Origin of the sequence: Thermobifida alba (assembly GCF_023208015.1) — a bacterium.
Taxonomy (GTDB): domain Bacteria; phylum Actinomycetota; class Actinomycetes; order Streptosporangiales; family Streptosporangiaceae; genus Thermobifida; species Thermobifida alba.
Window position 1 is genome coordinate 2,920,129 of the sequence record NZ_CP051627.1, and the last position, 12,138, is coordinate 2,932,266.

General features: G+C 73.4%; 10 protein-coding genes. 2 read left to right on the plus strand and 8 right to left on the minus strand.

The window, feature by feature from the left end:
* Positions 1-138 precede the first annotated feature (138 nt).
* Positions 139-1,389: a hypothetical protein gene (locus FOF52_RS12880; protein ID WP_248590211.1), complete on the plus strand. Its 1,251-nt coding sequence runs from the start codon at positions 139-141 to the stop codon at positions 1,387-1,389.
* Positions 1,390-1,467: 78 nt separating this feature from the next.
* On the opposite strand, the gene FOF52_RS12885 is transcribed toward FOF52_RS12880, so the two are convergent.
* The 5 genes from FOF52_RS12885 to FOF52_RS12905 all read right to left on the minus strand — a co-directional run bounded on the left by FOF52_RS12885 (position 1,468) and on the right by FOF52_RS12905 (position 6,148).
* Positions 1,468-2,736 carry a serine/threonine-protein kinase gene (locus FOF52_RS12885; RefSeq protein WP_248590212.1) on the minus strand — a complete coding sequence of 423 codons (1,269 nt, stop codon included), beginning with the start codon at positions 2,734-2,736 and terminating at the stop codon, positions 1,468-1,470.
* A gap of 29 nt (positions 2,737-2,765) precedes the next feature.
* Positions 2,766-3,881, minus strand: a complete 1,116-nt coding sequence (locus tag FOF52_RS12890) for an SIS domain-containing protein (RefSeq protein ID WP_248590213.1) — start codon at positions 3,879-3,881, stop codon at positions 2,766-2,768.
* Positions 3,882-3,957: 76 nt separating this feature from the next.
* Positions 3,958-4,134 carry a Trm112 family protein gene (locus FOF52_RS12895; RefSeq protein WP_248590214.1) on the minus strand — a complete coding sequence of 59 codons (177 nt, stop codon included), beginning with the start codon at positions 4,132-4,134 and terminating at the stop codon, positions 3,958-3,960.
* A gap of 44 nt (positions 4,135-4,178) precedes the next feature.
* Entirely contained in the window at positions 4,179-5,546 is a 1,368-nt protein-coding gene (locus FOF52_RS12900; protein ID WP_248590215.1) for a phosphomannomutase/phosphoglucomutase, read from the minus strand.
* Positions 5,547-5,728: 182 nt separating this feature from the next.
* The gene (locus FOF52_RS12905; protein WP_248590216.1) at positions 5,729-6,148 is read right to left on the minus strand and encodes a DUF3499 domain-containing protein; all 420 of its coding nucleotides are present in this window, start codon (positions 6,146-6,148) and stop codon (positions 5,729-5,731) included.
* Positions 6,149-6,324: 176 nt separating this feature from the next.
* On the opposite strand from FOF52_RS12905, the gene FOF52_RS12910 reads away from it, so the two are divergent.
* Positions 6,325-6,720, plus strand: a complete 396-nt coding sequence (locus tag FOF52_RS12910; protein WP_248593855.1) for a metallopeptidase family protein — start codon at positions 6,325-6,327, stop codon at positions 6,718-6,720.
* A 77-nt stretch (positions 6,721-6,797) separates the two neighbouring features.
* Here the strand turns inward: FOF52_RS12910 and FOF52_RS12915 are convergent, their stop codons facing one another.
* The 3 genes from FOF52_RS12915 to FOF52_RS12925 all read right to left on the minus strand — a co-directional run bounded on the left by FOF52_RS12915 (position 6,798) and on the right by FOF52_RS12925 (position 12,001).
* Complete coding sequence (locus tag FOF52_RS12915) at positions 6,798-8,216, minus strand: DUF5719 family protein (protein WP_248590217.1); 1,419 nt, start codon at positions 8,214-8,216, stop codon at positions 6,798-6,800.
* A complete protein-coding gene (locus FOF52_RS12920) occupies positions 8,213-11,452 on the minus strand; it encodes a glycosyltransferase (protein WP_248590218.1) in 3,240 nt (1,079 codons plus the stop codon). Before FOF52_RS12920 ends, FOF52_RS12915 begins: the two co-directional genes overlap by 4 nt.
* Positions 11,453-11,713: 261 nt before the next feature.
* Positions 11,714-12,001, minus strand: coding sequence for a WhiB family transcriptional regulator (locus FOF52_RS12925; protein ID WP_248590219.1), 288 nt, complete (start codon positions 11,999-12,001; stop codon positions 11,714-11,716).
* Between the last annotated feature and the right edge of the window lie 137 nt (positions 12,002-12,138).

Genomic DNA, 12,138 nt, shown 5'->3' on the forward strand with positions numbered 1-12,138 from the left:
CGGCACCGGGCTTCCGCTTCCAGCCGACCACGGCCGCACGCCGGGGCGCATCCCTGATTGGCGGGATTTCTCCCTCCTCGGGCCGTCGGTCCGCATCGGTGAGGTTTTGCCGGTTCCCAACGGGTAACGGTGTGTCATGTGAGTGCGCCTAGCGACCTTGAACCGGCCCCGGACCGCCTCCCGCACGACCTCCGGGTGCGGCTCGCCGAACTGGACCGGCTGCGTGAGGTGTGGATCGGGAGCCAGGGGCGACGCCCCGGCCACCAGTGGTCCGCCCACCGGGCCCGCCTGTTGCGCCGGCACATCCTGGAACTGCGCGCCCTGCGGGGGCGCCTCCCCGTCCCCGCGGAGGCCGCCGAGCGGTTGGCGCACGACGGCTTCGACAGCGACGACTCGCTGGCTCCGGCGGTCCGGGAACGGCTGGACGAGGAGGAGCGGACGCTCACCTCCCTCGCCGAGGCGTGCCGGACCGGGGACGACCGGTCCGCGGCCTACCTCGACGGAGTCGCGCGCTCCCTCACCGGGCGTTCCGTCCCCGGTCTGGGGGAGCGCCTGGCGGCCTGCCTGGCCGAGGCCACGGCGGTGTGGACCCACCCGGTCGTCCGTGCCGCCCTGGTCTACCTGTGCGCCGAACGGGCGCTGCCGGAGGACGGCGGCGCCGAGCCGCCCGCGCCGGGGACCGATCCGCTGCCGTGGGCCGTGGCCTCGCTGGCGCTCCTGCGCGCCAACCACCCGCCGCTGATCGCCGACCACCGGCCGGTCTCGGTACGGCTGCCCCGGCAGCGCGCCCCGCAGCCGCAGGAGCGGCTCGTCCAACTGGTCCGGCTCTTCGCCGAACTGCAGATCGCCGTCATGCGCGGAGAGCTGAGCTGGGCCGCGTCCGACACCGGGGAGCCCGTCGAGCACGGTCAGACGCTGGCGCGCGCCGTGTACCGGAGACTGCTGGAGTACCTGCGCCGGCGCGCCCCCGCGCTGGCGATGCTGCTGCGGGAACTCGACCCGGCCAGCAGGGTGCGGGTGACCTCCGGGGACGCCGCCGACGTGGGGGAGCACCGGTCCCGGATGGACCGGGCCGCCGACCGCGCGCTGCTCGCCCGCGGCGGCCCGTCCTGGTGGGTCTGCCTGGAGGCCGACTGCACCGACAGCACGCTGCGGCTGCTGCTCACCGTGCGGGGGGTCGGCGCCCCCGCGACCGGTGTGCTCGCGGTCACCGCCGACGCCCTGGTGGACTCCCCCGGCGGTGTCGAGGACGCACTCGACCTGGCCCCGACCGACTGTGTGACTCTTCTCTCCTCCGACAGCGTCGACGAGCGGTGGCCCGAGGTGGCGGCGCTGGCCGACGAGTCGATCTCCCGTGCGGTCAACCGGCTGACCTCGGTGATGGCGTGAGCCGCAGCGTCTGCGGAGGCCGGACGGTCCCCCGGCCGGGACCGGACGGTCCCGGCCGGGGGCGGGCGGAGGGCCGGCTCAGCCCTGCGCGATCGCCGTCAGCAGCAGGATCAGCAGCAGCACGATGATCGTGACGATCACGGCGGGCAGCACCCACCCCTGCGCCAGCACCGGGTCGTCCGCCCGCTGGTTCTGCGACTGCCCCAGAGGGGCGCGGTAGCCCTGGTTGGGGGCGTTGAGCGGGGGGTGCTGCGACATGGTGGGGGGCAGACCGCCCGTCAGGTTCGGAGGCATGCCCCCGGTCATGGTGGGGTTGTGCATCGGCCGTGGGGGCTGGGTGTAGCCGGGGGACTGCTGCGGACCGGTGTGCGGCGGCGCGGGCGGCCCGGGGCGCAACTGGTGAGGGAAGGGGGTCTGCGGGCCGCTCGCGCTCGGCGGACGGACCGGGTACTGCGGTCCGCTCGGAGCCGTCGGGCCGACCGCCCGCTGCTCGCCCTCGGCGACCGCCTGCGAGGTGGGGACGCTCGCCTCGTCCACGGTGTCGTGGCCGAGCAGCCGCATCAGCAGCTGCTTGGCGGTGGGCCGCCGGTCGGGGTCCTTGTCGAGGCACTCGGCGACGATCTCCCGCAGCTGCTCGGGCACCTCGCTGATGTCCGGAGGCGCGCTGACCACCCGGTGCACCACCGCCGGGACGCTGTCGGCCCCGAAAGGCGCGTTCCCGGTGGAGGCGAACGCCATGACGCACCCCCAGGCGAACACGTCCACCTTGTCGGTGATGTTCTTGCCCGCGATCTGCTCCGGCGCCATGTAGGACGGGGTGCCGACGATCGAGTTGGTGACCGTCGCGGTGCTGTCGGTGACCCGGGCGATGCCGAAGTCGATCACCCGGGGGCCGTCGGGCCCCAGCAGCACGTTGCCGGGTTTGAAGTCGCGGTGCACGATCCCCGCCTGGTGGATGGCGACCAGCGCGGTGGCCGTCGAGATGGCCAGGCGCTGCAGGGCCGCCCCTTTGCGGGGCCCCTCCTTGGACACCGCCTCCTGCAGGTCCGGTCCCTCCACGTACTCGCTGACCACGTACGGGGGTTCGGCGTCGAGGTTGGCCTCATGGATCGCGGCGGTGCAGAAGGAGGCCACCTTCTGTGCGGCCCGAACCTCCTTCTCGAACCGTTTGCGCAGGTCAGCGTCCTGCGACCACTGTTCGTTGAGCACCTTGACCGCGTATTTCTGTCCCTCGGAGTCGCGAGCAAGGTAGACGATTCCCTGGCCCCCGCGCCCCAGGCGTCCAATCACGCTGTACTGACCGAACGAGGTGGGGTCGTTCGGCTGCAGCGATTCGGGACCGGGCATCGATCTCCTCCAGAACGGTCGTGGCGTCGCTAGCGCACGACCAGAGTATTTGTTAGGGGTTCCACGGCATAAGCCACTGCGAGATACAGAGTGGCGTAATCGGTTAGAGCGATCAAACCGGCCAACCGTTCCATCGGACTTGCGCCCTGTGCCGCGACCTCGCTCACCCGCACCCCCGCCCCCTCGGCGGCGCGTTCGGCCGCCGCGAGGTCCGCGGCCTCCTCGGGCAGCGCCTGGTCGTCGCGGAACAGCAGGATCCGCATGCGGACCCCGCGCTCGTCCTCCGGGTCGTCGAAGATGCTGCGCGGCCCGCCCGTCCCCAGCGGGCCGGTCAGCACCGCCGGCTGCGCCCAGACGGCCTCCGGCGGGACGGCCGCCAGCGCCGGGATGCGGACGTTGGCCGCGAACTGGGCGGCCGCCCAGCGGGCCGCCAGCTCCGCCACCGGGGTGGCCCCCCAGACCACGGGCAGTACGTCGGCGAACGCCAGCGCCAGCTCCTTGGCCGGGTTGGCGTAGACGTCGGCGGCGGGACGGCAGCGCTGCGCGACGTCCTCCAGGAGCGCGGCGGTCGCCTCCAGGTCGGCGTCGGTGGCCGCCCGGACCCCGACCTGCTCCACGGCGAGGAGCAGCGGCACGACGAGGGACCACAGCAGGGTGCGCGGCTCCCCCGGCAGGGGCAGCGCGACGTGGGGGGCGCGGGCCTGTTCGGCGACCCCGGCCAGGGGTCCGCCGCGCGGTCCCACGGCCGCGAACCGGCTTCCGCGGCGCACCGCCTCCATCGCCGTCCGCACCGTGGGGTCCGTCTCGTGGCCGGAACCGGCCGACACGGCGACGACGAGGTCGTGCGCCCCCACCCAGCCGGGCAGCCGGTGGCCGGTCACGGTGTGCACCGGGACCGGGCTGCCGGCCCCGCTCAGCGTCTCCAGCACGGCTCCGGCGAACGCGGCGACCCCGGTGCCCACGACCACCACGGAACGCGGCCGCCCGTCGTCGGCGAGCGCCGCGAGACCGGACTCCGCCGCGGCGGTCCTGGCCTGGCGCACCTGGGCCGCGGCCGTGGCGGTCTGGCGCAGCAGGCCGCCCCGGTCGAGGGCGGGATCGGTGCCCACGTCGTCGAGCCGGTACTCCTCGAACACGAATGCCATGCCCCGCTCCCCTCTCGGTGCGCATGACCGGCCCGGGGCGAGCCGCCCCGGGCCGGTGGGCCGCACCGCGCCGGCGTCATCTGATCTTGCGCGCCTCGTCGACCAGCAGCACGGGAATCCCGTCCCGGATCGGGTAGGCCAGGCCGCTCTCGTCGCAGACCAGCTCACCGGCCTCCTCGTCCAGCCGCAGCGGGGCCTTGCTCTGCGGGCAGGCCAGGATCTCCAGCAGCCACTCGTCGATCTTGGTGCTCATGATTCGGGTCTTCCTTCTGTTGTCGGTTACGCCGTGCGCGGCGGTCAGGCCCGGATGATCGCCAGGACCTCGTCGCGCAGCTTGGCCATGGACTCGACGTCGGGGGCCTCCACGTTGAGCCGCAGCAGCGGTTCGGTGTTGGAGGCCCGCAGGTTGAACCAGCCTCCCGAGGCGAGTTCCACCGTCAGCCCGTCGAGGTGGTCCACGCTCACCACATCCTCGCGTCCGGCGAAGGCCGCCTCCACCGCGGCGGTGCGCTCGGCCTGGTCGGCGACCTCGGAGTTGATCTCTCCGGAGGCCGCGTACCGGGTGTACTCGGCGGTGATCTCCGACAGGGACCGGTGGTCGGAGCCCAGCACCCGCAGCACGTGCATCGCGGCGAGCATGCCGGTGTCGGCCCTCCAGAAGTCCCGGAAGTAGTAGTGGGCCGAGTGCTCGCCGCCGAAGATCGCCCCCGTCTCGGCCATGGTGGTCTTGATGTAGGAGTGTCCGACCCGGGTGCGCACCGGGACACCGCCGTGCTCCGCCACGACCTCGGGGACCGCCCGGGAGGTGATCAGGTTGTGGATGATGGTCGCGCCCGGCTCCTTGGCGAGCTCCTGCACCGCGACCAGCGCGGTGATCGCCGACGGCGGGACGGGCTCGCCGCGCTCGTCCACGACGAAGCAGCGGTCGGCGTCCCCGTCGAACGCCAGGCCGATGTCGGCCCCGGTCTCGCGGACCTTCGCCTGGAGGTCGACGATGTTGGCGGGGTCCATCGGGTTGGCCGGGTGGTTGGGGAAGGTGCCGTCCAGTTCGAAGTAGAGCGGGACGATGTCCAGCGGAAGGGCGTCCAGCAGCTGGTCGCCCAGGACGGCGGGCACGGTGTGGCCGCCCATCCCGTTGCCCGCGTCCACCACGACCCTGAGCCGGCGGATGCCCGACAGGTCCACCAGGGAGCGCAGGTGCGCGGCGTAGTCGGCGAGCAGGTCGCGTTCGGTGATCGTCCCGGCGGGGCCGTCGTGGGCGGGAACGCCCTTCTCCGCGAGTTCGCGGATCTGCGCCAGCCCGGACTCCGCGCCGATCGGCGCGGCTCCGGCACGGCACATCTTGATCCCGTTGTACTGGGCGGGGTTGTGGCTGGCGGTGAACATGGCCCCGGGAACCCCCAGTTTGCCCGAGGCGAAGTAGAGCAGGTCGGTCGAGCCGAGGCCCGCCATGATCACGTTGCGCCCCTGCGCGCTGGCGCCCTCGGCGAACGCCGCGGCCAGTTCTGGGGAGGAGGGACGCATGTCGTACGCGACGACGATCTCGTCGCCGTCGACGACGTGCGCGAACGCCGCCCCCACTGCCCGCGCGACGTCCGCGTCGAGCGTTTCGGGGAAGACGCCCCGGATGTCGTATGCCTTGAAGATCTGACCGAGGTCACCCACAGCAGCTCCGGAGGTGTCGATATGCGGCCGATGGTCAATGGCGCGGACCCCGGTGGGCCCGCAGGGTCAAACGTACAAGACGCCGGTTTCGCGCTGGGTGACCGAATCGGCACTGCGGCGGCGGTCCTGTCGCGGGCCCCCTGTCGGCCTCTGCTGTTCCGCCTCTCCAGTCGCGGGGGGACTCAAACGTCCCGGGAGGGGCGGCGGGGCGTCCGGGGGTCGGGCCGCTCCTCGGGGTGGACCGGCTCGGAGCGGACCACGCGCAGGTGGCCGCGGCGGACCGTCTCGACTCCCTGGCCCGTGGGCGGGGGCTGCTGCGGCGCGGGGGGCCTGCGCCCCGCCTCGCGCACCGCGTTGGCGAGCGCTTCGAGGTCGTCGCTTCCGGGGCCGCCGGTGGAGGTGTCGGCGGGCAGCCGCACCACCTCCCAGCCGAGCGGCGCGGTCAGGCGGTCGGCGTGCATCGCGCACAGGTCGTAGCAGTGCGGTTCGACGTAGGCGGCGAGCGGGCCGAGCACCGCGGTGGAGTCCGCGTAGACATAGGTGAGCGTGAAGACTGCTGGCTGCCTGCACGCGGTGCGCGAACAGCGTCTGCTAACGCTCACGAGGACAGACGGTATCCCTTTCCTGTCCGCTGCGCCACCTTCGCAGCACGGTGTCCACATCTGCCTGAGCGAAGCCGGACGCGTTGGGGTGTCCCCGGGGCTGCGCCGCGGGACGGTCATGGCTTAGGCTCGATGGTGTGCGACACTTGCACCTTAACCAATCGCAGGCCGGGCGGATACGACGCAGGGACCGCCGGGGTCGTGGAATCCGAGGCCCGCTGACGCCTCCGGAACTACCGGTCACACGCAGCAGAGCGCAGGTGTTCGACGATCTGGTCCTCGACGCGGTCGAACGCCTGGAACGGGTGTGGGCCCGAGAACTCGCCAACGTTGAATTCCTCGTCGAGGACGTGCCCCGGGTACCGCCCGGAGTGACCGCCGAGGACGGCATACCCTTCTCCAGGTTGGAGACGTCCAGGTCGGGGCGGGCACGCATCATCGTCTACCGGCGTCCCGTGGAGATCCGCACCAGGGACCCCGAGGAGATGGCCCTGCTCGTCTACGACACGGTGGTCGAGGAAGTCGCCAACCTGCTGGGGCTCGAACCGGAAACGGTCGACCCCGAAGCCTAGTCGGACCCGTTGACCGAGGGGAGCCGCCGCGGAGGACGCGGCCGCTCCCCTCTGTGCTGCGCGGGCGCGGCTCCCGGTCAGGGCACCACGGCGGTCAGGCTGTCGACCACCCGCGGCAGCGTCACCCGGGCGGGCGCGGGGGGCAGGGGCAGCACGCTGATCGTGTCGTCCACGGTCAGGACGCGGGCCGCGTACAGCGGGCCCCCGTCGGTGACCTCGACCACCCAGGCGGCCGTGCCGTCGGCGGGGTCGAGTTCGGGGACCGCGGTGGTGCCCGCCTCCACCGTGACGTTCAGCGGTTCGCCCCGGCCGCCGTCGGGGGCGACCGGGGTGAGGCTGACCGTCGCCGCCTCCTCGGGGGCGCCCAGCAGCAGGGTGTTCTCCGCGTCCTCGGGGCCCGGCGGGGCGACCGCGCGGGCGCCGTGGCCGACGGTGAGGGGTTCGGTGGCCGCGGTGTGGGCGGTGTCGTCGTCGGAGCGGCGGACGGACACCCCCACCACGACCGGATGGTCGGCGGTGACGACCAGCGTCGCGTCCCGGCTCTCCAGGGGGCCCTCCAGGCTCACCCGGGCCGACGCAGCCGGGGGCACCTCCACCTCGGCCAGCGTCTCGGCCGTCACCTCGCCGTCGGGGGTGAGCAGGCGGACCTGCGCGGTGGTGGGCTCGTCCGAGACGGCCGCGACGACGAGGCGCCGGTTGCCCCCGCCCCCGGGGACGCCGGGGACGACGTGGCTCGTGGCGGGGGCGGCCGTGGCGGGGACCCAGTCGGCGCCCTCCGCGGAGCGCTGCGCGTACAGCGCGGCCGCGACCCGGCCCGCGTTGGTGCGCACGTGGACCACGACCGCCTCGGCGTGCTCCACCAGGGGCAGCACCGACAGTTCCACCTCCGTGTGGCCCTCGACCGTGACGCCCCGGGTCTCCAGGGAGAAGGCGGGTCCGTCGGGGGCGTAGAGGTCCACGTTGACGGTGGCCGGCGTCTCGTCGATGTTGGCCAGGTGCAGCCGCAGATCCTCCAGTTCCGTGCCGCCGGGGGCCGCGAACCAGGTGCTGGAGGAGGGTTCGGCGCAGCGCACCTCGGTGACCGTGGCGTCGCCGGCGGTGGTCTGGGAGATCTCGGCTCCGGCGGCGAACGCGCCCTCGGCGCGCACCACGGTGCCGCTGTCGGTCTCCTCCGGCTCGTGCCGCCACGGCTGCCCGGCCTCCGGGGCCGGCCGGTCGCCGTCGGCGTCGGCGAGGTTGGGGGCGACGTCCAGGACGCCGTCGGCGGTCCCGTCCTCCGGGTCGGGGGCGTACCCGGCCACCAGGGTCCGGCGGTCCTCCCCCTGGGGGGTGGGGCACACCCGTGTGGTCGACTCCACCGGGGCCAGCACCTCCTCGGCGTTCTCTCCGGGGGCGGGCAGCGCCGCCGCGGACAGGCGGGCCGCGCCGAACAGCGCGGCCAGCGCCACGACCACCAAGAACAGCAGCGCGAAGCGGTTTTCGACGAGCAGCCTCACGTGGACGGTCCTCCTCGCTGTCGGCCGTGCCGCCGACCGCGGCGGCCGCGGCCCGCACGACGGGTCCCCTCGGCGGCGCGGCGGGCTCCTCCGCCGGCGCGGCCGCGCGGCCGTCGGGGCCGCAGAGCCGGCTGGGCCGCCTGCTCCCGCAGGTCCTCCTCGGTCTTGGCGCCGGGCAGTGCCAGGGCCACCGCCACGGCGACCAGGACCACCTGGACGGCGAGCCAGATCCGGCGGGCCGGTCCGGCGTGGGTGAGGACCAGTTGTCCGCCCTGGGCGGGCAGGGTGAACTCCTGCATTCCCCACTCGGTGGCGGAGCCGGTGAGTTCGGTGCCGTCCAGGGTCGCCCGCCAACCGCTCCGGGCGGGTTCGGCCAGCAGCAGACGGCGCCCCTCGGGACCGGAGGGGATGTCGACCGCGGCCTCCACGGGACCGGATGCGAGCACGGTCGGTTCGGCGTCCTCTCCCGGCGGGACGATGCGCAGCCGCCCGGTCTCCTCCAGCAGCCGCCACAGCGCGAAGTCCTCGGTGAGCTGGAGGCGTTCCAGGCCGGGCAGGGCGTCGACGGTGTCCACCAGCGTGCGGTCCACGGAGTCGCCCACCGTGGGGGCCGGGACCACGAGGTAGCGGATGCCGAAGTCGGCGAGCGCCGCCGCCTCGTCGCCGCCGCGTCCGGCCACCAGCGCGGCCACGACCTCGCCGAGGCGGGCGTCGACGGCCGGATCGGGGGGGATCTGGGGTTCGCCGAGGCGGGGCGGGCGTCCGCGCAGCACGGTGTAGCTGACCGCCCCGTCCTCCCGGGGGGCGATGACCAGGGTGCGGGGCTGGGTGCCGTCGGCGCTCACCGACTCCAGGAAGGGCGGCAGGGAGGGCGGGGCGTTCCCGGTGAGCGGCCCCTCCACGCCGTGCCACATCCACAGCCCGGCCGCCGACACCGGCGTGGTCAGCGCCAGCAGCGCCACCGTCGCCGCGAACAGCCTGCGGTGCCAGCCCAGCCGCCACAGGTCGCTGAAGGACTGCGCGGCGGTGGCCGCCGACAGCAGCACGGCGGTGGAGGCGAAGGCGAGCGCCACCCCGGGCCAGGGCGTGGTGTCCTCGGTCGCCGACAGCGACAGCGGGAGCCGGCTGACCAGGATGGCGATGAGGATGCCGAAGAGGGCGACGCACCAGCCGACGGCCACCAGCATCCGGTTGCGGCGCAGCAGCAGGGCGCACAGCGCGGCGGCGACGAACCCGCCGGTGACCCACAGCGGCGGGGTCCCGGGGCCGCCCGGGGAGAGCAGCAGCAGGGCTTCGGCGGACAGCCGCGGGTTGACGATCTCGGAGCGGTTGATCCCCGCCTCCAGCAGCCACAGCGACGGGCGGCGGAACAGTTCCAGCGTCCACGGCAGCAGCAGCACCAGCGGGGTGGCCAGGCTGATGGCCAGGCTGACGCGCAGGCGGCGGCCGACGTGTCCGAAGGCGACCGCGATGAGCACCCCGGTGACCAGGGACAGCACCCACACCAACGGCACGAACGCCATGAGCAGGGCCAGGAGGAGGCCGAGCGCCCAGGCTGCGCGGCGGGACCGGCGGGGGTTGAGCGTGAGCACGCTGGTGACGAGCAGGCCCAGGACCGGGAAGAGCGCGTGGACCAGTGCGGTGCCGACGCGTCCCTGTGAGATCGCTCCGGTGGCCACGGGCAGCAGCGCGTAGGAGGCCGCCATCCACAGTTGGGCGGGGCGGTAGCGCAGCACCCGGCGGGCCAGCTGGTAGGCGGTGAACCCGGCCAGCGGCACGCAGCCGAGCAGGACCGCGAGGACCGCCAGCCACGGCTTGCCCAGGGCGAGGGTGGACAGCAGCGCGAGCACGGCGAGGTAGGGCGGGGCCACGGCGTCGGAGCCGACTCCGATGTCGTGCCAGCTGGCCAGGTACATCGCCCACAGGTCCGAGGCGCTGCCCCACACGGGCGGCAGGGCGCCTCCGGCGAGCCGGTCGCCCAGCAGCAGGGAGCGTCCGGCGACGAGGGAGACCACGGTCAGGCCCGTGATCAGCAGCACGGCGGGGTTGGTGATGGCCCGGCGCAGCAGTCCGGTGTCGTCGCGCAGCGGGTCGTCGTCGTCCTCGGCGCGGGGGGCCACGGTGACCGCCTGGTGCCGTCCCGCGCCGTCCAGGGGGGTGGGGTCGCCGCTGAGCAGGTTGGCCACGGCCTCGGTGAACTGGCGCAGTGCCACGCCGCGCGCCATGAACGGCCGGATCGCGCTGTAGGTGCGGCGGCGGCCTCTGCGCCGCCTGATCCTGGCCCGCAGCAGCCGGAACGGCATCACGAAGAACACCGAGGTGATGGCCGCCGCCTCGTCGAGGGCGTTGGCGGGCTGCTTGGCGACCAGGTAGGTGAGCACGCGCAGGGCCGAGGCGAAGGAGTTGCGCAGCAGCGCGGCCAGCATCGCCCCCGCGGGCAGGTTGGCGAGGAGGACGTAGAGGGCGTTGCGCCGGTCGATGCGGCGCGGGTGGTCGCTGGTGGCGTGGATGCGGCGCCGACGGCGTGCGGCGGCCTCGGCGTGGTAGGCGACGGCGTCGGTGACGATGAGGACCCGGTGGCCCGCGCCGCCCACCCGCCAGCAGAAGTCGATGTCGTCGCGGAACAGTCGCAGGGAGCGGTCGAACCCGCCGAGTTCCTCCCACACGTCCCGGCGGATCAGCATGCCGGCGCTGGAGACCGCGAGGACCTGGCGGGTGCCGTCGTGCTGTCCGTGGTCGAACTCCGAGGTCTCCAGTCCGGTCTCCCGGCGCCCCGCACCGTCGATGGTGACGCCGACCTCCACCAGGAGTCTGCGGTCGAACCAGTCGCGGAGCTTGGGCCCCAGGACGGCGGCGCGGGGGTTGTCGTCGGCCGCGGCGAGGAGCTGGGCGAGGGCGTCCGGTTCGGGGGTGCAGTCGTCGTGGATCAGCCAGATCCACTCGACGCTCCCCTCGCCTCCGCCGAGCCGGGAACGGGAGCGCGGGTGGTCCAGGGCCGCCTGGACGGCCTCTCCGTAACCGGTGTTGCGGGGCAGGGTGAGGATCGACTCGGAGTTGATGTACTCGGCGAGGATGGCGCCGCTGCGGTCACGGCTTCCGGTATCCACTCCGATGACCCGCTGCACCGGTCGGGTCTGGGAGCGGACCGCTTCCAGCGTCTCGGGCAGCCAACGGGCGCCGTCGTGGGTGACGACGACGGCGGTGACGATGTGCCGGGCGGAATCGAGGGGTAACACTGCTGGTGGTCGCCTCAGGAGTTTGCAAAATGGACAAAAAGGCTATTGCGGTCAGGTCGCTATCGGAGGATCACGATACGCCACTCGCACCCCCCGTGCGGCTTCGCTGTCCACAGGTTCCCCCGGTCGCCGGGGCGGGGCCGCCCGCACCCCGCCGGGAGGGCCGGTGCTCCCCCGGAAAGCCCGGAAGGTAAACAATTGACAAAAAAGGCGTGCGCCCCGGATAAAAAAACCGAGACGCACACCGTACTGCGCTGTGGCCTAGACCGTCTCTGAGGAGAAATCGAAATCCTGCCCGGCAGCCTTCTTGAGACGGCGCCGCTCCCGTTCGGAGAGGCCGCCCCAGATACCGAAGCGTTCGTCATGCTCCAGCGCGTATTCCAGACATTCCGCCCGCACCTCGCACGAGTGGCAGACCTTCTTGGCTTCCCTCGTCGAGCCGCCCTTCTCGGGGAAGAACGCCTCGGGGTCGGTCTGCGCGCACAGCGCGCGCTCCTGCCAGCCCAGATCCTCGCCTGGGCCGTGCGCCAGCGGGATAACCTCGCTCACGCGCACCTCCTATTGCCCCCCTGGATGTACCCCCCCATTACAACCCCCGGGAGGGTGGAATCACACCTTAGAAATTACACGCGCGGTCTGCGCTATACGTCAACCGCGTCAGCTGGTAATCCCCTGAATATCATGTA